Genomic DNA, 19,608 nt, shown 5'->3' on the forward strand with positions numbered 1-19,608 from the left:
CTTACGCTTAACGAATTAACAGGCTTTGTGGGCCAGGGATAAAGGATGAAACTGAAACGTTCGACGGCGATCGCTATCGCCTTCTTTAGTGCGTTCATATTGGCAGGTTGTGATAACAACGATAAACCTCAGGAAGCGCAGGCCGCTCCGGCGGCAGCCGCGCCAGCCGCGAGTCAAACGCCACCCGCGACAAAACCGGATGGCGAAAAACTCAAACAACTGGCGGCGAGCAGTGAAGGCAAGCCGTTAACGCTGGTAGATGCCTCAGAGGTCCAGCTTGAGGGCGCGGCCGCCCTGGTGTTGACCTTTTCCGTTCCGCTCGACCCGGATCAGAACTTTGCCCAGACTGTCCACGTGGTGGATAAAAAGAATGGCAAAGTCGACGGGGCATGGGAACTCTCCACAAACCTGAAAGAACTTCGCCTGCGTCACCTTGAACCCAACCGCGAACTGTTGGTATCCGTTGACCGCGGGCTGGTGGCGCTTAATAAAGCCACTTTTGGTATTGATTACGAAAAGGCGATTACCACCCGTGATATTCAGCCTACCGTTGGCTTTGCCAGCCGTGGTTCTTTACTGCCTGGAAAAGTGGTGGAAGGGCTGCCGGTTATGGCGCTTAACGTCAATAATGTGGACGTTAACTTCTACCGCGTGAAGCCGGAATCGCTGGCGGCTTTCGTTAGTCAGTGGGAATACCGCAACGCGCTGACCAACTGGGAGTCGGACAATTTGCTGAAAATGGCCGATCTGGTTTACACCGGTCGGTTTGACCTCAATCCGGCACGTAACACCCGCGAAAAACTTCTGCTTCCGCTGGGGGAAATCAAGCCCCTACAGCAGGCCGGAGTCTATATCGCCGTTATGAACCAGGCGGGGCACTATAGCTATAGCAATGCGGCGACCCTTTTTACGCTGAGTAATATTGGCCTGTCCGCCCACCGTTACCATAATCGGTTAGATATTTTCACCCAGGGTCTCGAAAACGGTGCGGCGCAATCGGGCGTCGATGTTGTCCTGCTGAACGATAAAGGCCAGACGCTGGCGCAGGCGACCAGCGATGCACAGGGGCATGCCACGCTGACCACGGACAAAGAAGCGGCACTGATTCTGGCGCGTAAAGACGGCGAAACAACCTTGCTCGACTTGCAGCTTCCTGCCCTCGATCTGGCGGAATTTGCGATTGCCGGTGATCCGGGTTACAGCAAGCAATTCTTTATGTTTGGTCCGCGCGATCTCTACCGCCCCGGCGAAACCGTGATCGTAAATGCTCTGCTGCGTGACAGCGACGGTAAACCGCTCGCCGATCAGCCCGTGAAGCTTGAGGTGGTCAAACCGGATGGTCAGGTGATGCGTACCGTGGTAAGCCAGCCGACAAACGGTCTGTACCATTTTACCTACGCTCTGGATGCCAGTGCGCAGACCGGTACATGGTCGATTCGCGCCAATACCGGGGATAACCAACTGCGTAGCTGGTCTTTTCATGTAGAAGACTTTATGCCAGAACGCATGGCGCTGAATCTGAGCCCTCAACCGACACCGCTTAAGGCCGATGAGGATGTGGATTTCAACGTCGCTGGCTATTACCTGTACGGCGCGCCGGCCAACGGCAATACCCTGCAGGGCCAGCTCTATTTGCGCCCTTTACGCGAAGCGGTAAAAGCGCTGCCAGGTTTTCAGTTTGGCGACATTGCCGATGAAAATCTGACGCGTACCCTGGATGAAGTGCATCTGACACTGGATGAAAAAGGCCATGGCCAGGTTACAGCCCCCAGCCAGTGGCAGGAAACGCACTCACCGTTGCAGGTTATTTTGCAGGCAAGCCTGCTTGAATCGGGCGGTCGTCCGGTCACGCGTCGTGCTGAACAGGCTATCTGGCCTGCGCCTGTGCTGCCGGGTATCCGTCCGCAGTTTGCCTCGAAGGCGGTTTACGATTACCGCACCGATACCACCGTCAACCAGCCGATTGTTGATGAAAATGGTAATGCCGGTTTTGACATTGTCTATGCCGATGTGCAGGGCGTGAAAAAAGCGGTTTCTGGCCTGCAGGTCCGATTGATTCGCGAACGTCGCGACTACTACTGGAACTGGTCGGAAAGCGAAGGCTGGCAGTCACAGTTTGATCAAAAAGATCTGGTGGAGAATGAGCAGACGCTGGATCTCGCCGCTGACGAAACCGGGAAAATTACCGTACCGGTAGAGTGGGGCTCATATCGCCTGGAAGTCAAAGCGCCTGATGAAAGCGTCAGTAGCGTCCGTTTCTGGGCCGGTTATAGCTGGCAGGATAACAGCGACGGCACCGGGGCCGCACGCCCTGACCGCGTCACCATGAAGCTGGACAAACCCGCCTATCAGCCGGGCGATACCATTAAGCTGCACATCACCGCACCGGCGGCAGGCAAAGGCTACGCCATGATTGAGTCCAGCGAAGGGCCGTTGTGGTGGCAGGAAATCGACGTGCCCGCGACAGGGCTGGATCTCTCTATTCCGGTGGATCAGAAATGGCGTCGCCATGACCTCTACCTGAGCACGCTGGTAGTGCGTCCGGGGGATAAGTCCAAATCGGCAACGCCGAAACGCGCCGTGGGCTTGCTCCATCTGCCGATGGGGGATGAAAACCGCCGCCTCTCCGTGGCCCTGGAAAGTCCGCAAAAAATGCGTCCGAACCAGCCGCTGACGGTCAAGGTGAAGGCCAGCCTGAAAAACGGCACCGTGCCAAAACAGGTCAACGTGCTGGTCTCCGCAGTAGATAGCGGAGTGTTGAATATCACGGATTATGTTACGCCAGACCCGTGGGAAGCCTTCTTTGGGCAAAAACGCTATGGCGCCGATATCTATGACATCTATGGTCAGGTGATTGAAGGGCAGGGGCGTCTTGCCGCGTTACGTTTTGGTGGTGATGGTGACGAGCTCAACCGTGGCGGCAAGCCACCAGTTAACCATGTCACCATCATTGCCCAACAGGCGCAGCCGGTTACGCTGGACGACAAGGGTGAAGGCACGGTTACGCTGCCAATTGGCGACTTTAACGGTGAACTGCGCGTAATGGCGCAGGCCTGGACCGCGGAAGACTTCGGTAACAGCGAAAGCAAAGTGATTGTCGCCGCACCGGTGATTACCGAGCTCAACACGCCTCGCTTCCTGGCTGGTGGCGATACCAGCCGCCTGACGCTCGATATTACCAACCTCACCGATAAGCCGCAGACGCTGAATGTTGCGCTGGCGGCAAAAGGCTTACTGGCGCTGGAAAGCGAGCAACCGAAGCCGGTGAACGTAGCGCCAGGGGCGCGGATGACGCTCTTTATTCCGGTACGTGCGCTGGACGGTTATGGCGATGGCGAAGTGACGGCTGCCATTTCAGGTTTGACGCTGCCGGGGGAAACCTTCGCGACGCAGACTAAATCGTGGAAAATCGGTGTGCGTCCGGCTTATCCGGCACAGACTATCAGCAGCGATGTCATGCTCTATCCGCATGAGACCTGGAATGCACCGGCTGAGCATACGAAACGTATTTCGCCAGTAGCCCTGCAGGGGCAGTTGTTGCTGAGCGGACGTCCTTCACTCAACATCGCCCGTTACATTCAGGAGCTGAAAGCCTACCCGTACGGATGCCTTGAGCAGACGGCGAGCGGGCTGTTCCCGTCGTTGTATACCAATGCGGCTCAGCTTAAGGCGATGGGTATCAAGGGCGACAGCGATGAACAGCGCCGTGCGGCGGTGGAGATCGGTATCGCCCGCTTGCTGCAAATGCAGCGTGATGACGGTGGCTTCTCGTTATGGGATAAAAACGGGCCGGAAGAGTACTGGTTGTCCGCCTACGTGACTGACTTCCTGGTCCGCGCCTCAGAGCAGGGTTACAGCGTGCCGGTGGAGGCGCTGAATAATGCCAATAGCCGTCTGCTGCGTTACTTGCAGGACCCGGCGGTGATGGCTGTGCGTTACAGCGACGATGTCCAGGCGACAAAATTTGCGGCGCAAAGCTATGCGGCGCTGGTGCTTGCACGTCAGCAGAAAGCCCCACTCGGCGCGCTGCGCGAACTGTGGCAGCGTCATGCGCAGGCGAAAGCGGGTCTGCCTCTGCTGCAACTGGGGGTGGCACTCAAGCTGATGGGCGATGCTCCGCGCAGTGAACAGGCACTGGCGCTGGCGTTAACTACACCGCGTGCGAAAGCGCAGCGCTGGATGGCGGATTACGGTAGCGAACTGCGTGATAACGCGCTGATGCTGTCGCTGCTGGAAGAAAACTCGCTGTTGCCGGATGCGCAGAACAAGTTGCTGACCACCTTGTCTGAACAGGCCTATGGCCAACGCTGGCTCTCCACGCAGGAAAGCAATGCGCTTTATCTGGCGGGGCGTCATTTGCAGAACTTGCCGGGGACATGGCAGGCACAGACCTCCCTGACCAGTGAAGAGCTGAAAGGCGACAAACCGCAAACCCGTGAACTCAACGCGGACCAGATGACGGCGCTGACGGTGACAAACACCGGTGAAAGCCCGATGTGGCTGCGTCTCGACAGTACAGGGTATCCGGAGTACACCCCGGCACCGGCCAGCAATGTCCTGAATATCGAACGGCAGATCCTTGGTACCGATGGGCAGACAAAATCACTGGCCTCGCTGAAAAGCGGCGAACTGGTGCTGGTCTGGCTTGAAGTCCGCGCCAGCCACAACGTGCCAGATGCGCTGGTGGTTGACCTTCTGCCAGCCGGACTGGAACTGGAAAACCAGAATCTGGCCAGCAGCAGCGCGAGCCTGCAGGATAGCGGCAGCGAAGTGCAGGAACTCCTTAACCGTATGCAGCAGGCTGATATTGCCCATATGGAATTCCGCGATGATCGCTTTGTCGCCGCCGTCTCCGTTAGCGAAGGGCAGCCAGTCACGCTGGTTTACCTTGCGCGTGCGGTAACGCCGGGAACCTATCAACTGCCGATGCCGCAGGTGGAGTCTATGTATGTGCCGCAGTGGCGGGCAACAGGGGCCGCAAGCGGTCCGTTGATCGTTCGCCCATAGTATGAATAAAGGGCGCACCTGGCGCTCCCGCGGGCTTTGGCTTGCGGGAGCGTTTCTTCTTATTCCGTTGGTTCTTTTTATTGCCGACAAACTCTGGCCGCTGCCTCTAAAAGAGGTCAACCCGGCGCGCGTCGTTGTGGCGGAGGATGGCACGCCGCTCTGGCGCTTCGCTGATGCCGAGGGGATCTGGCGCTATCCGGTGGCGATAGAAGATGTCTCTCCGCGCTATTTACAGGCGCTTATCGAATACGAGGACCGCTGGTTCTGGAAACACCCTGGCGTAAACCCGCTTTCGGTCGCCCGTGCTGCATGGCAGGATCTGCTGGCTGGCAGAGTTATTTCTGGCGGCAGTACGCTCACTATGCAGGTTGCGCGTCTGCTCGATCCCCATCCGCGTACCTTTGGCGGTAAAGTGCGCCAGTTATGGCGGGCGTTGCAACTGGAGTGGCATCTCTCCAAGCGCGACATTCTGACGCTCTATCTCAACCGTGCCCCGTTTGGCGGTACGTTGCAGGGCGTTGGGGCGGCAAGCTGGGTTTATCTGGGCAAATCCCCCGCGCAGCTCAGCTATGCAGAGGCGGCACTGCTGGCCGTCTTGCCACAGGCACCGAGTCGCCTGCGCCCTGACCGCTGGTCGGAGCGTGCGCAGGCGGCGCGGGATAAAGTACTGGATCGCATGGTCTCGCAGGGTGTGTGGAGCCAAAAACAGGTAGCGGAGTCGCGCGAAGAGCCGGTCTGGCTGGCACCGCGTCAGATGCCGCAACTCGCGCCCCTCTTCTCCCGTTATATGTTGAGCAAAGACCCGGGCCTCAAAATTACCACCACACTTGATGCCAGCCTCCAGCGTCAGCTTGAAGACCTGGCCGCTGGCGTGAAATCTCGTCTGCCCCAGCGTAGCTCGCTGGCGATCATCGTTGTCGACCATACGGACATGAAAGTCCGCGGCTGGGTGGGGTCGGTGGACATTAATGACGACAACCGTTTTGGCCATGTCGATATGGTCAGCGCCATCCGCTCGCCGGGTTCGGTGTTAAAACCCTTCATTTATGGCCTGGCGATGGATGACGGTCTGATTCATCCCGCCTCGTTACTACAGGATGTGCCACGGCGAACGGGGGACTATCGTCCCGGTAATTTTGACAGCGGTTTTCACGGACCGGTCAGCATGAACGAGGCGCTGGTTCGCTCACTTAACCTTCCGGCGGTACAGGTTCTGGAGGCCTACGGGCCGAAGAAATTTGCCGCTACGCTGCGCAATGCCGGGTTGCCGCTTAAATTGCCGGAAGGCGCGGAGCCGAACCTGTCACTTATTCTGGGTGGGGCAGGCGCCCGTCTGGCGGATATCACCGCAGCGTATAGTGCCTTTGCGCGCCACGGCAAGGCCGGGCAATTACGCTTTCAGCCAGACGATCCGTTGATGGAGAGAACGCTGATGTCGCCGGGCGCGGCGTGGATTATTCGCCGCATTCTTGCCGGAGAAGCGCAGCCGTTACCGGACAGCGCGCTCCCGCAAGTGGTGCCGCTGGCCTGGAAAACCGGCACCAGCTACGGTTATCGTGACGCCTGGGCCATTGGGCTGAATAGCCGCTATGTGATTGGCGTCTGGACGGGCAGGCCGGACGGCACACCGGTTGCGGGCCAGTTTGGTTTCGCCAGCGCAGTGCCATTGCTCAATCAGGTAAACAATATGCTGCAGCCTCGTTCCGCGCTGGAGCTGGCGCGTTTACCGCAGGATCCGCGCCCGGAATCGGTCAGCCGCGATGTCATCTGCTGGCCTGGCGGGCAGAGCCTACCGGAAGGTGACAGCAATTGTCGCCGCCGTCTGGCGACCTGGCTTCTGGATAACAGCCAGCCACCCACGATGCTGATGGCGGAACAAGAAGGGGCGCGCGGCATTCGTTTCCCGGTGTGGGTTAACGCGCAGGGACAACGTGTTGCGCCAGATTGTCCCGATGCGCAACAACGCACAATCATCGTCTGGCCTTTACCGCTGGAACCCTGGTTACCTGATGGCGAGCGCCGGGCGGCAAGATTACCTCCGCGCTCGAAAACCTGTCCTCCGCGCGATGAGAACGCGCCGCCGCCGCTGTTGCTCTCGGGGATCCGCGATGGCGCAGTGATCAAACGGTTACCGGGGCGCTCGCAGGCAACGTTGCCGCTACAAGCTACCGGTGGCGAAGGGCGACGCTGGTGGTTTTTAAACGGAGAGCCGCTGGACGGTCATGATCAACTATTAAGCCTTAACCTTGATAAAAGCGGTCAGTATCAGTTACTGGTGATGGATGACGCCGGGCAGGTCGCGGCGGTAGAGTTCGCGGTGCAATAACGCAACACATATACGCATCCTTTTTTACGCTGCCTTTGTGTTGGTTGTACGTGTACACCCCGGTGACTGATTTATGTAAGTACCGGGGATGCCTGCGCTTGCCGCCTTGATGTAACCTGAATAATGTGGTGAAGGGACGTTTTGGTGAATGGTGTTGCTGAAACTCGTCTTATTTTAAAAAAATGTTACCTTTATCCATAGGCAATGCCCGCGTTGCTCTTTATAATCCGCGCCAGGTCATACGTATGTATGTACGACAACAGAACAACTTACAGGGGTTAACATGGCTATTGAACGTACTTTTTCCATCATCAAGCCGAACGCGGTGGCAAAAAACGTTATTGGTAGTATTTTCGCGCGTTTTGAATCTGCTGGTTTCAAGATTGTTGGCACGAAAATGCTGCATCTGTCCGTTGAGCAGGCTCGTGGTTTCTACGCTGAGCACGAAGGCAAACCGTTCTTCGACGGCCTGGTTGAGTTCATGACCTCCGGCCCGATCGTGGTCTCCGTACTGGAAAGCGAAAACGCGGTGCAGCGTCACCGTGACCTGCTGGGTGCCACTAACCCGGCTAACGCGCTGGCAGGTACTCTGCGCGCTGATTATGCTGACAGCTTCACCGAGAACGGCACCCACGGTTCCGATTCTCTGGAATCTGCGGCGCGCGAAATCGCCTATTTCTTCGGCGAAGGCGAAGTTTGCCCACGCACTCGCTAATTTCCGCGGCCTTACGCACCCTGTTGTGCGAAGCCCATCGGAAATTGTAAGCAGATTTACACTTTATTTTGCCAATGCCGCGCGCAGTCGTGGCATCTGCACAGCAGAATTTGTACAATGCAGCGCCCCGTGAATTGCAACATGCATTCCCGGGGCGCTTCTTTTTTCAACCCTCCAGGGGCCATAACGTGTAATAACGAGGCCGGAATAAACAACTATGTCTGAACAGATTGTCACGCCTGAGAACGTCGCACTGACGGTTCCCAATAAAGATGCAAAAATCAACCTGCTGGATCTGAATCGTCAGCAGATGCGCGAGTTTTTCAAAAACTTAGGCGAAAAACCCTTCCGCGCCGATCAGGTGATGAAGTGGATGTACCACTATTGCAGCGACGATTTTGATGAGATGACCGACATCAATAAAGTGCTGCGTAATAAGCTCAAAGAGGTCGCGGTAATCCGCGCTCCTGAAGTCGTGGAAGAGCAACGTTCCTCCGATGGCACCATCAAATGGGCGATTGCCGTAGGCGATCAGCGCGTTGAAACGGTATACATTCCGGAAGATGATCGCGCCACGCTGTGCGTTTCCTCACAGGTTGGCTGTGCGCTGGAGTGTAAATTCTGCTCCACGGCGCAACAAGGCTTCAACCGTAACCTGAAAGTGTCAGAGATTATTGGCCAGGTCTGGCGCGCGGCGAAAATTATCGGTGCGGTTAAAACGACCGGCGTACGTCCTATCACTAACGTGGTGATGATGGGCATGGGCGAACCGCTGCTGAACCTGACTAACGTGGTGCCGGCAATGGAAATCATGCTGGATGACTTTGGTTTTGGCTTGTCCAAACGTCGCGTTACGCTGTCGACTTCTGGCGTGGTTCCTGCGCTGGATAAGCTGGGTGACATGATTGATGTTGCGCTGGCTATTTCACTGCATGCGCCGAACGATACCATTCGCGACGAAATTGTGCCGATCAACAAAAAGTACAATATTGCGACTTTCCTCGAATCGGTTCGCGGCTACATTTCGAAGTCCAATGCCAACCAGGGGCGCGTGACCATTGAATACGTCATGCTCGACCATGTGAACGATGGCACTGAGCATGCGCATGAGCTGGCGGCCTTGCTGAAAGACACGCCGTGCAAGATCAACCTGATTCCGTGGAACCCGTTCCCGGGCGCGCCGTATGGTCGCAGCTCGAACAGCCGTATCGACCGTTTCTGTAAAGTGCTGATGAGCTATGGCTTCACCACTATCGTGCGTAAAACACGCGGTGATGACATTGACGCGGCATGTGGTCAGTTGGCTGGTGACGTTATTGACCGTACGAAACGGACGATGCGTAAACGTATGCAGGGTGAGCCGATTTCGATTAAAGCGGTTTAGTGTTCTGGCGTCGCGGCAGGCTTCTGTGTCGCGACGCATAAATATGCTGATTTAATCGCCTGATTATAGTTGTGCAATCAATAATTACTGTGCGTTTCTCTCGACTTTAAGGCAGTATGTAGCGATGGAACAACAGCTTAGCAAAAGTACGAAAAGCTGTTCTGTTATGACCGGCCTGACAGTCTTATACTGTCGGTCTAAATTTAACTGACCCTGACATTTCGCGGCGCGCCCAGGCAATGCTTACTACGCGCCTGAATCTTAAATTTTCACGTACCAGCAGTTGTAGCGAATGAATACTGAAGCCACTCACGACCAAAACGAAGCACAAACCACGGGCGTTCGTCTGCGCAATGCCCGTGAACAACTCGGACTTAGCCAGCAGGCGGTAGCTGAGCGCCTCTGTCTCAAAGTTTCCACGGTACGCGATATTGAAGACGATAAGGCTCCTGCCGAATTGGCTTCAACATTCCTGCGTGGTTACATCCGCTCGTATGCGCGTTTGGTGCATATCCCGGAAGAAGAATTGCTGCCGATGATTGAGAAACAGGCCCCGATTCGGGCGGCGAAAGTCGCGCCGATGCAGACCTTTTCTCTGGGTAAACGTCGTAAAAAACGTGACGGCTGGTTGATGAGCTTTACCTGGCTGGTGCTGTTTGTGGTTGTTGGCCTGACGGGCGCATGGTGGTGGCAAAACCACAAAGCGCAGCAGCAAGAGATCACCACAATGGCCGATCAGTCATCTGCAGAGCTGAACGCCAGTGGTAGCAGCGAAGGGCAGAACGTTCCGCTGAATAACGATGCGGCCAGCACTCCGACAGAAACACCAAATACTACGGCTGCGACTACGCCAGTTGAGCCAACGGCGCCGACAACAGCAGCGCCTGCAACAGCCGCGCAAACGCCTGCGGCAACCGCGCATTCCAATGCCGTTGTCTCGCCTTCTCAGGCACCTGTTACTCAATCCCCTGCCGCTCAGCCATCGGCTAACGCGAATAACGCGCCACTGCCGACTGACCAGGCGGGTGTCGCCACCCCGGACGCCGCACATGCGCTGGTCATGAACTTCAACGCCGACTGCTGGTTAGAAGTGAGCGATGCAAGCGGTAAAAAATTATTCAGCGGCATCCAGCGTAAAGACGCGACGCTGAATTTGACCGGCCAGGCGCCTTACAAGCTCAAAATCGGTGCACCTGCTGCGGTACAGATTCAATATCAGGGTAAACCTGTCGATCTGAGCCGCTTTATCAGAACTAACCAGGTTGCACGCCTGACCCTCAATGCCGAACAATCAGCAGTACAGTAACAGACGGGCAACGCGGGAGATTTTTCATGCATAACCAGGCTCCGATTCAACGTCGGAAATCGAAACGGATTTACGTTGGTAATGTGCCGATTGGCGATGGCGCCCCCATCGCCGTGCAGTCAATGACAAACACCCGCACCACAGACGTGGACGCGACGGTTGCGCAGATTAAAGCGCTTGAGCGCGTTGGCGCTGACATAGTTCGTGTTTCCGTTCCTACCATGGACGCGGCAGAAGCCTTCAAACTGATCAAGCAACAGGTGAGTGTACCGCTGGTCGCGGATATTCACTTTGACTACCGCATTGCGCTGAAAGTCGCGGAATACGGCGTCGATTGTCTGCGTATCAACCCAGGCAATATCGGTAATGAAGAACGTATTCGCATGGTTGTTGACTGTGCGCGCGACAAAAATATCCCTATCCGTATTGGCGTTAACGCCGGATCGCTGGAAAAGGATCTGCAGGAAAAGTATGGTGAGCCCACGCCGCAAGCGCTGCTGGAATCCGCCATGCGCCATGTCGATCACCTCGACAGACTCAATTTCGATCAATTCAAAGTCAGCGTAAAAGCCTCCGATGTATTCCTGGCGGTGGAGTCATATCGTCTGCTGGCAAAACAGATCGATCAACCATTACACCTTGGCATCACCGAAGCGGGCGGAGCGCGCAGTGGCGCGGTTAAGTCAGCGATCGGCCTGGGCTTACTGCTGTCGGAAGGGATCGGCGATACGCTGCGTGTCTCGCTGGCGGCGGATCCGGTTGAAGAGATCAAAGTTGGCTTCGATATCCTGAAATCACTGCGCATCCGTTCGCGTGGCATCAACTTTATCGCCTGTCCTACCTGCTCACGTCAGGAGTTTGACGTGATCGGCACCGTAAATGCCCTTGAACAGCGCCTGGAAGATATCATCACGCCGATGGATGTTTCGATCATCGGTTGCGTGGTGAACGGCCCTGGCGAAGCGCTGGTTTCTACGCTTGGCGTGACCGGTGGCAACAAGAAAAGCGGCCTTTACGAAGATGGCGTACGCAAGGACAGACTGGATAACGACGATATGATTACCCAGCTTGAAGCCCGCATCCGTGCGAAAGCATCAATTCTGGATGAAGCTAATCGTATTGCTGTGCAACAGGTAGAAAAATAACGTGATGGGAAGCGGCTGGCTTCCCGTGTATGATGAACCCGCAAGGCGCAAGCCCTGAGGGTTCATTTTTTGTATTCAAAAAGAGAATAAACGTGGCAAAGAATATTCAAGCCATTCGCGGCATGAACGATTATCTGCCTGGCGAAACCGCCATCTGGCAGCGCATTGAAGGCACACTCAAAAACGTGCTCGGCAGCTACGGTTACAATGAAATCCGTTTGCCGATTGTAGAGCAGACCCCGTTATTCAAACGCGCGATCGGTGAAGTTACCGACGTGGTTGAAAAAGAGATGTACACCTTTGACGATCGCAACGGCGATAGCCTGACGCTGCGTCCAGAAGGTACAGCGGGCTGTGTACGCGCCGGCATCGAGCATGGTCTTCTGTACAATCAGGAACAGCGCCTGTGGTATGTCGGTCCGATGTTCCGCTATGAGCGCCCGCAAAAAGGTCGCTACCGCCAGTTCCATCAGTTGGGTGTCGAAGTGTTTGGCCTGCAGGGCCCAGACATTGATGCCGAACTGATTATGCTCACTGCACGCTGGTGGCGTGCGCTGGGTATCTTCGATCACGTTAGCCTCGAACTGAACTCTATTGGCTCGCTGGAAGCACGTGCAAACTATCGCGATGCGCTGGTGGCGTTTCTTGAGCAGCATAAAGAGCAACTGGACGAAGACTGCAAACGCCGTATGTACAGCAATCCGCTGCGCGTACTGGATTCCAAAAACCCAGACATTCAGGCGCTTCTGAACGCGGCGCCAGCCCTGGGCGATTATCTGGATGAAGAGTCTCGTGAACACTTCGCGGGCTTGTGCAAACTGCTGGAAGCTGCGGGTATTGCCTACACGGTCAACCAGCGTCTGGTGCGCGGTCTTGATTATTACAACCGTACCGTTTTCGAGTGGGTGACCACCAGCCTGGGGTCCCAGGGAACGGTCTGCGCAGGTGGCCGTTACGACGGTCTGGTCGAGCAGCTTGGCGGTCGCGCAACGCCGGCGGTTGGCTTCGCGATGGGTCTTGAACGACTTGTTTTGTTGGTTCAGGCAGTTAATCCGGAATTTAAAGCAGAATCCGTTGTCGATATATACCTGGTAGCGTCAGGCGAAAACGTACAGTCCGCTGCAATGCAACTGGCTGAACAGGTACGCGATGCGTTACCTGACGTTAAGCTCATGACGAACCACGGCGGCGGTAATTTCAAAAAGCAATTTGCCCGTGCCGATAAGTGGGGCGCTAAGCTCGCACTGGTGCTGGGTGAGTCTGAAATCGCTGACGGTAACGTTGTAGTGAAGGATTTACGCTCTGGTGAGCAAAATACGGTAACGCAGGACAGCGTTGCGGCGCATTTGCGCACACTACTGGGCTAATCTCCCCGGTGAATTATCGTTAAGGAGAAGGACTGCGTGGAAATTTACGAGAACGACAACGAACAGGTAGACGCGCTCAAACGCTTTTTTGCTGAAAACGGCAAAGCGCTGGCTGTTGGTGTCATTTTAGGTATTGGTGCATTAGTTGGCTGGCGCTACTGGACAAGTCACCAAATCGAAACAGCGAGATCGGCTTCGCAAGGCTATGAAAACGCCATTACCGCGATTCGTGCTGATAAACCTGAAACGCTGACGGCGGCGGAGAAATTCGCGGCTGAGAATAAGAATACCTATGGCGCGCTGGCATCACTGGAACTGGCACAGCAGTATGTTCAACGCGATGAGCTGGAAAAGGCTTCCGCGCAACTGCAACAAGGGCTTGCCGCCACCAGCGATGAAAACCTTAAGGGTATGATTAACATTCGTCTCGCCCGTATCCAGGTGCAGCTCAAGCAGCAAGATGCTGCGCTGAAAACGCTTGATAGCGTGAAAGGCGACGGCTGGGCGGCCATTGTTGCCGACCTGCGTGGCGAAGCGCTGCTCAGCAAAGGCGACAAACAAGGTGCACGCACCGCATGGGAAAATGGCGTTAAAAACAACGCATCCCCGGCGCTGAGTGAAATGATGCAGATGAAAATCAACAATTTGTCCATCTAAGAGGGACCCGATGCAATTGCGTAAATTACTTCTGCCTGGGCTGCTGTCCGTCACCTTACTGAGCGGTTGTTCCCTGTTTAGCGGCGAAGAAGACGTTGTCAAAATGTCCCCTCTGCCGACGGTGACTAACCAGTTTAACCCGTCTACCGCGTGGAGTACCTCCGTGGGTAGCGGTATTGGCGATTTTCATTCTAATTTGCATCCGGCGCTGGACAGTGGCGTGGTCTACGCTGCTGACCGTCGCGGTACGGTAAAAGCGGTTAGTGCGAGCGACGGCAAAGAAGTCTGGTCCGTTAACCTGGCAGAAAAATCTGGCTGGTTCTCCAGCAGCCCGGCGCTGTTGTCCGGTGGTGTGACCGTCGCAGGCGGCCATGTCTACGTGGGCAGCGAAAAAGCGAAGGTTTATGCGCTGAATACGAACGACGGTTCCCAGGCATGGAAAACCAACGTTGCCGGTGAAGCGTTATCCCGCCCTGTTGTCAGCGACGGCCTGGTGCTGATTCATACCAGTAACGGCCAGCTACAGGCGCTTAATGAGAGCGACGGTGCGGTGAAATGGACAGTTAACCTTGATATGCCGTCACTGTCCCTGCGTGGCGAATCCGCACCGGCTACCGCCTACGGCGCAGCCATTGTGGGTGGCGACAACGGTCGCGTAAGCGCCGTGTTGATGCAGCAGGGCCAGATGATTTGGCAGCAGCGTATTTCTCAGGCAACGGGTCCGACTGAAATCGACCGTCTGAGCGATGTTGATACAACGCCGGTGATTGTAAACGGCGTGGTGTATGCGCTGGCTTACAACGGTAACCTGACGGCGCTGGATTTGCGTAGCGGCCAGATCATGTGGAAACGTGAACTGGGTTCAGTGAGCAATTTCATTGTCGATGGTAACCGCATCTACATGATTGACCAGAATGACCGCGTTCTGGCGCTGACCACCGACGGTGGTGTGACGCTGTGGACACAAAGCGATCTCCTGCACCGTAACCTTACCGCTCCGGCGTTGTATAATGGTTACATCGTGACCGGTGACAGCGAAGGCTACATGCACTGGATTAACGTCGAAGACGGGCGTTTTGTCGCGCAGCAGAAAGTGGACGGCTCCGGTTTCCTGACCGATCCTGTTGCTGCGGAAGGCAAACTGCTTATCCAGGCTAAAGACGGTACGCTGTACGCCATCACGCGTTAATCGCGCGAAGGTGGTCGTTCGTGAGAAGACGGCTCCTGTTGCAGGGGCCGTTTTACTGTTTTTAAAACGTCGCCAGCGTTGCGACGTTTTGATTTTGAATTCTAAGTAATGAGGCTTTAAACATGATACCTGTGGTCGCGCTGGTCGGGCGCCCTAACGTTGGAAAATCCACGCTTTTTAACCGTTTAACACGCACCCGTGATGCGCTGGTAGCGGATTTTCCGGGGCTGACCCGTGACCGTAAGTACGGTCGTGCTGAAGTCGAAGGTCGTGAATTTATCTGTATCGATACGGGCGGTATTGATGGTACGGAAGACGGCGTAGAAACCCGTATGGCGGAACAGTCGCTGCTGGCGATTGAAGAAGCCGATGTGGTGCTGTTTATGGTGGATGCGCGCGCCGGGCTGATGCCGGCTGACGAAGCCATTGCCAAACACCTGCGCTCGCGTGAAAAACCGACATTCCTCGTCGCGAACAAAACGGACGGTCTGGATCCGGATCAGGCGGTTGTCGACTTCTACTCGCTTGGCCTGGGTGAGATTCACCCGATTGCCGCCTCGCATGGCCGTGGTGTTGTCAGCCTGCTGGAACACGTTCTGCTGCCGTGGATGGATGAAATCGATCCGCCGGAAGAGCTGGATGAAGACGCTGCCTACTGGGCGCAGTTCGACGACGGTAAAGATGAAGACGGCGAAGAAGAACCGGAAGACGACTTCAACCCGCAGGACCTGCCTATCAAGCTGGCGATCGTCGGGCGTCCTAATGTCGGTAAGTCCACACTGACTAACCGTATCCTCGGGGAAGAGCGTGTTGTGGTTTATGACATGCCAGGCACCACGCGTGACAGTATTTATATCCCGATGGAGCGTGATGGACGCGAGTACGTTCTGATCGACACCGCGGGCGTGCGTAAACGCGGCAAAATCACCGATGCGGTGGAAAAATTCTCGGTAATCAAAACGCTGCAGGCGATTGAAGACGCTAACGTCGTGATGCTGGTTATTGATGCCCGTGAAGGTATCTCTGACCAGGACCTCTCACTGCTTGGCTTCATCCTCAATAGTGGGCGCTCACTGGTTATCGTGGTCAACAAATGGGATGGCCTCAGCCAGGAAGTGAAAGAGCAGGTCAAAGAGACGCTGGACTTCCGTCTGGGCTTTATCGACTTTGCTCGCGTGCACTTCATCTCCGCACTGCATGGCAGCGGCGTAGGTAACCTGTTTGAATCCGTGCGTGAAGCCTATGACAGCTCGACCCGTCGCCAGAGCACCGCGATGCTGACCCGTATCATGAATATGGCGTCCGAAGATCACCAGCCGCCGTTGGTTCGCGGTCGTCGCGTGAAGCTGAAATACGCGCATGCCGGTGGTTATAACCCGCCGATTGTGGTGATTCACGGCAACCAGGTAAAAGATCTGCCGGACTCCTACAAGCGTTATCTGATGAACTACTTCCGTAAATCGCTGGATGTGATGGGCACACCTATCCGTATTCAGTTTAAGGAAGGGGAAAACCCGTATGCAGATAAACGCAATACGTTGACGCCAAACCAGATGCGTAAACGTAAGCGCTTGATTAAGCATATCAAGAAAAGTAAGTAAGGTCGGAAATACCGGTGGCATTATCGCCACCGGTTGACATTCTGGGAGGATATTTATGGATCTTAAATGCCCAACCTGCCACAACCCGCTGGAATTGATTGGCACGCATGGTCACTGTCATGGCTGTGATAAAGATTACGCACTCAACGCGTTATGCCCGGAGTGCCAGAAGCCGCTGGACGTGCTCAAAGCCTGCGGAGCGGTGGACTATTTCTGCCAGCAGGGCCACGGCCTGATCTCCAAAAAGCGGGTGGTCTTCGCCCTGCAGGACGCTTAATCACAGACGCCGCTTTCGCCCTTTTTCCACAAATCCACCAGCGAGGGCGGTGCCTCCTGTTCCGGCACCAGCAAGATGATATCGGTATAGTGCGCCTGGTTGTGGTGGGTCCAGATTATCTGAATGCGGAAATAACGCTGGTCGCCGCGCCCCGGCGAGTCCGTCTGCCCCGGCGGAAAGCCACGAGGCAGAGCTTGCTGTAACACATCAATCACCCGCGCTCGCTGCTCTGGTGTGAGAGCGGAAAGGGCGATTCTGCGCAGGCCGCTCAACTGTGGGATAAACGCCACCCCCCCTTCGCGGGCAAGCTCAATGACCGCGTCCTCAGTGAGCTCGGGAATATTCATCACAGCACCCCTGTCTCAATCCAGGCCTGTTTAATGGCTTCTGCGGTCTCTTTTCCCGACCGTTTTTCGCCGTGGGCGACGGTCAGACGGGCGAACGCCGCAAAATCCGCGTTCTGCGCCAGCACCCGATCGCAGACGGTGTCATACCACGCGTAGCCTGCTTTCTCCCAGGCGTGGCCGCCGAGCGCGGTGGCGGCGAGATAGAACGCACGGTTAGGGATGCCGGAGTTAAGATGCACGCCGCCGTTATCCTCGCGGGTTTTTATAAAGTCCTTCATATGCGCGGGCTGGGGGTCTTTGCCGAGCAACGGGTCGTCATAGGCGGTGCCAGGTTCTGCCATAGAGCGCAACCCCTTACCGTTGATGCCCGCGGCCAACAGCCCTTCGCCAATAAGCCAGTCCGCTTCTTGTGCGGTCTGTTTATGCAGATATTGTTTCACCAGCGAGCCGAAGACATCGGATAACGATTCATTAAGCGCCCCGGATTGTTCGAAATAAATCAGCCCGGCTTCGGTTTCCGTTACGCCGTGGCTAAGTTCGTGGGCGACAATATCCGGCGCGATAGTGAAACGGTTAAAGATCTCGCCGTCACCATCGCCAAATACCATCTGCTGACCGTTCCAGAACGCATTCTGGTATTCACGTCCATAGTGAACGGTACCGATAAGCGTCAGGCCCTTATTATCCAGTGAATCGCGATGATAAATTTTCCAGAAAAAATCGTGCGTCACACCCAGATATTCCCATGCTTCATCTACGGCGATATCGCCATTTGATGACTGCCCCTCAAAGCGCACCTGCGTGCCTGGCAACTCCTGAGTCTGTTTCGCATCGTAAATGTCCCGCTGCAACTGGCCCGCTTTCGCGACATGTGGCGCGGCAGGTTTGCCCGGCATATGTGCCATGAGCGTCTGGACATGAGTTAGGGTCTGGCGGGCGCACTTTTGCTGTACGTCGGAGCCGTTATCAATAATGCGGCGCAGGATGTAGGGCGGGATAACACTGTGAAGTCGTGTCGCTGTCATGCTGCTCTCCTGATTGTTGGCAAGGCTGACTACAAGTTTATGTGACATTCGCCTTTTTTACCCCTTACGCGGCAAAACTGTCGGTTTCGACCATCATTAACTGCTCAATCAGAAAAGAGGGTCGGGTGTGGCTAAAACAATTTCACCGCTTGCGTTAACCGGGTTTTTGCTCATCGCCGTGACGTATGGCATGGCGCGTTTTGCCTGGGGGCTGATGCTGCCATCGGTAGGGCAGGATATTGCGCTGAGCCCACGGTCGGCGGGTGTTATCGCCGCCTGTAGCTATATCGCCTACTGTTTTTCTTCGCTCTGGGCCGCCCCGGTAACCGGGCGTTACGGCGCCCGTACCACCGCGATCGTCTCGGCACTCTGCGCTGCGCTTGGGCTGCTGATCCTGGCGTTGTCTTCAGGTGTACCACACCTTGCGCTGGGGCTGTTTATCGCCGGTCTGAGTTCGGGGCTGGCATCGCCGTCACTGGCTGCGGCGGTCAGCCAGGCGGTGGCAGAGCGTCGGCAGTCCACCACTAACACCTTTATCAATGCCGGTACTGGCGGCGGCATTATCCTTTCCGTACCGGTACTGCTTTTTAGCCCCTTTGGGTGGCGTGGAGCCTGCGTAGCTTTCGCTGTGCTTGCTCTGCTTTGCCTGCTACCGGTGATGCGCTATTTACCCGCCGTCCGGGCGCCGGGGGCTAAAAATGAACAATCCTGGTGGCAGGTCTTACAGTGCCAGGCACTGCGGCGGCTGGCGCTGATTGCGTTTATCTGTGGGATAGCGAGCGCGGCATGGTGGAACTTTGGGCCCGATATTCTGCAAAAACACCTGCACCTTGAAAAAGAGACCACCAGCATGCTGTGGCTGGTGAGCGGCGGGGCGGGAATTGCTGGCGTCTTTACTGGCGCGCTGGCCGCCCGGACAGGCTGGAGCCCGGTTTACTGGCTGTCGCTGCTTTTTATGGCCGCGCCGCTGGTGCTACTGGCGGTAAGTCATGGTTATAGCGGGTGGCTGATTCCGGCGGCGGCCCTCTGTGGCGTGGGTTATATCACGCTTTCCGGCGTGCTGCTGGTGTGTGGTGCGTCCGCAACGGCAAATGCTCCCGCCGCCGGGGTGGGCATTGTCTTTTTTATGCTGGCGGTGGGGCAGGTGGCGGGGGCGATAATTTTTGGGCAACTCTATGCAGTACTGGGGGCGGCCTGGTCGCTTTTGATTTTTGCCGGACTGGCGTTTTTTGTTATGTCGCTGACCCCGACGAAGCCGTGAA

At 56.0% G+C, this 19,608-nt stretch carries 14 protein-coding genes; 12 read left to right on the top strand and 2 right to left on the bottom strand.

Annotation, left to right across the window (positions count from 1 at the left end):
- Nucleotides 1-45: 45 nt before the first annotated feature.
- The 11 genes from C5523_RS06970 (at nt 46) to C5523_RS07020 (ending at nt 16,974) form a co-directional block, all read left to right on the top strand.
- Nucleotides 46-5,007 carry an alpha-2-macroglobulin gene (locus C5523_RS06970; protein ID WP_108700837.1) on the top strand — a complete coding sequence of 1,654 codons (4,962 nt, stop codon included), beginning with the start codon at nt 46-48 and terminating at the stop codon, nt 5,005-5,007.
- 1 nt (nt 5,008) lies between these two features.
- Nucleotides 5,009-7,333, top strand: a complete 2,325-nt coding sequence (gene pbpC / locus C5523_RS06975; protein ID WP_039079664.1) for a peptidoglycan glycosyltransferase PbpC — start codon at nt 5,009-5,011, stop codon at nt 7,331-7,333.
- A 283-nt stretch (nt 7,334-7,616) separates the two neighbouring features.
- The gene (ndk, locus tag C5523_RS06980) at nt 7,617-8,048 is read left to right on the top strand and encodes a nucleoside-diphosphate kinase (protein ID WP_039079665.1); all 432 of its coding nucleotides are present in this window, start codon (nt 7,617-7,619) and stop codon (nt 8,046-8,048) included.
- A 217-nt stretch (nt 8,049-8,265) separates the two neighbouring features.
- A complete protein-coding gene (locus C5523_RS06985; protein ID WP_039079666.1) occupies nt 8,266-9,432 on the top strand; it encodes a bifunctional tRNA (adenosine(37)-C2)-methyltransferase TrmG/ribosomal RNA large subunit methyltransferase RlmN in 1,167 nt (388 codons plus the stop codon).
- 292 nt (nt 9,433-9,724) lie between these two features.
- Nucleotides 9,725-10,738 (top strand): cytoskeleton protein RodZ, encoded by a 1,014-nt coding sequence (gene rodZ / locus C5523_RS06990; RefSeq protein WP_108700838.1) that lies wholly within the window; start codon nt 9,725-9,727, stop codon nt 10,736-10,738.
- Nucleotides 10,739-10,764: 26 nt separating this feature from the next.
- Nucleotides 10,765-11,883 carry a flavodoxin-dependent (E)-4-hydroxy-3-methylbut-2-enyl-diphosphate synthase gene (gene ispG, locus C5523_RS06995; RefSeq protein ID WP_039079668.1) on the top strand — a complete coding sequence of 373 codons (1,119 nt, stop codon included), beginning with the start codon at nt 10,765-10,767 and terminating at the stop codon, nt 11,881-11,883.
- A 92-nt stretch (nt 11,884-11,975) separates the two neighbouring features.
- Nucleotides 11,976-13,250 (top strand): histidine--tRNA ligase, encoded by a 1,275-nt coding sequence (hisS, locus tag C5523_RS07000; protein WP_039079790.1) that lies wholly within the window; start codon nt 11,976-11,978, stop codon nt 13,248-13,250.
- Nucleotides 13,251-13,286: 36 nt separating this feature from the next.
- Complete coding sequence (locus tag C5523_RS07005) at nt 13,287-13,907, top strand: YfgM family protein (RefSeq protein ID WP_079496163.1); 621 nt, start codon at nt 13,287-13,289, stop codon at nt 13,905-13,907.
- Between the two features lie 10 nt (nt 13,908-13,917).
- Nucleotides 13,918-15,096 carry an outer membrane protein assembly factor BamB gene (gene bamB / locus C5523_RS07010; RefSeq protein ID WP_039079670.1) on the top strand — a complete coding sequence of 393 codons (1,179 nt, stop codon included), beginning with the start codon at nt 13,918-13,920 and terminating at the stop codon, nt 15,094-15,096.
- A 122-nt stretch (nt 15,097-15,218) separates the two neighbouring features.
- Entirely contained in the window at nt 15,219-16,697 is a 1,479-nt protein-coding gene (der, locus tag C5523_RS07015) for a ribosome biogenesis GTPase Der (protein ID WP_108700839.1), read from the top strand.
- Between the two features lie 55 nt (nt 16,698-16,752).
- Nucleotides 16,753-16,974 carry a zinc ribbon domain-containing protein gene (locus C5523_RS07020; protein ID WP_039079672.1) on the top strand — a complete coding sequence of 74 codons (222 nt, stop codon included), beginning with the start codon at nt 16,753-16,755 and terminating at the stop codon, nt 16,972-16,974.
- Here C5523_RS07020 and C5523_RS07025 read toward each other — a convergent pair.
- On the bottom strand, nt 16,971-17,321 hold the full coding sequence (locus C5523_RS07025; protein ID WP_039079673.1) for a protealysin inhibitor emfourin: 351 nt from the start codon (nt 17,319-17,321) through the stop codon (nt 16,971-16,973). The two genes, C5523_RS07020 and C5523_RS07025, sit on opposite strands and share 4 nt — an antisense overlap.
- Nucleotides 17,321-18,346, bottom strand: a complete 1,026-nt coding sequence (locus C5523_RS07030) for a M4 family metallopeptidase (protein ID WP_108700840.1) — start codon at nt 18,344-18,346, stop codon at nt 17,321-17,323. The genes C5523_RS07025 and C5523_RS07030 overlap by 1 nt, the downstream gene beginning before the upstream one ends.
- Before the next feature lie 127 nt (nt 18,347-18,473).
- Here C5523_RS07030 and C5523_RS07035 point away from each other — a divergent pair, with 127 nt between their 5' ends.
- Complete coding sequence (locus C5523_RS07035) at nt 18,474-19,607, top strand: MFS transporter (protein ID WP_223878776.1); 1,134 nt, start codon at nt 18,474-18,476, stop codon at nt 19,605-19,607.
- Nucleotide 19,608 lies beyond the last annotated feature (1 nt).

The organism is Phytobacter sp. SCO41 (genome assembly GCF_003073275.1).
Lineage (GTDB): Bacteria > Pseudomonadota > Gammaproteobacteria > Enterobacterales > Enterobacteriaceae > Phytobacter > Phytobacter diazotrophicus.

What these genes read in the sequence shown, in the direction of transcription:
- C5523_RS07020 (WP_039079672.1), top strand. Translation starts at nt 16,753, where the DNA reads ATGGATCTTAAATGCCCAACCTGCCACAACCCGCTGGAATTGATTGGC.
- rodZ (WP_108700838.1), top strand. Translation starts at nt 9,725, where the DNA reads ATGAATACTGAAGCCACTCACGACCAAAACGAAGCACAAACCACGGGC.
- C5523_RS06985 (WP_039079666.1), top strand. Translation starts at nt 8,266, where the DNA reads ATGTCTGAACAGATTGTCACGCCTGAGAACGTCGCACTGACGGTTCCC.
- C5523_RS07030 (WP_108700840.1), bottom strand. Translation starts at nt 18,346, where the DNA reads ATGACAGCGACACGACTTCACAGTGTTATCCCGCCCTACATCCTGCGC.
- ndk (WP_039079665.1), top strand. Translation starts at nt 7,617, where the DNA reads ATGGCTATTGAACGTACTTTTTCCATCATCAAGCCGAACGCGGTGGCA.
- der (WP_108700839.1), top strand. Translation starts at nt 15,219, where the DNA reads ATGATACCTGTGGTCGCGCTGGTCGGGCGCCCTAACGTTGGAAAATCC.
- pbpC (WP_039079664.1), top strand. Translation starts at nt 5,009, where the DNA reads ATGAATAAAGGGCGCACCTGGCGCTCCCGCGGGCTTTGGCTTGCGGGA.
- C5523_RS06970 (WP_108700837.1), top strand. Translation starts at nt 46, where the DNA reads ATGAAACTGAAACGTTCGACGGCGATCGCTATCGCCTTCTTTAGTGCG.
- C5523_RS07025 (WP_039079673.1), bottom strand. Translation starts at nt 17,321, where the DNA reads ATGAATATTCCCGAGCTCACTGAGGACGCGGTCATTGAGCTTGCCCGC.
- bamB (WP_039079670.1), top strand. Translation starts at nt 13,918, where the DNA reads ATGCAATTGCGTAAATTACTTCTGCCTGGGCTGCTGTCCGTCACCTTA.
- ispG (WP_039079668.1), top strand. Translation starts at nt 10,765, where the DNA reads ATGCATAACCAGGCTCCGATTCAACGTCGGAAATCGAAACGGATTTAC.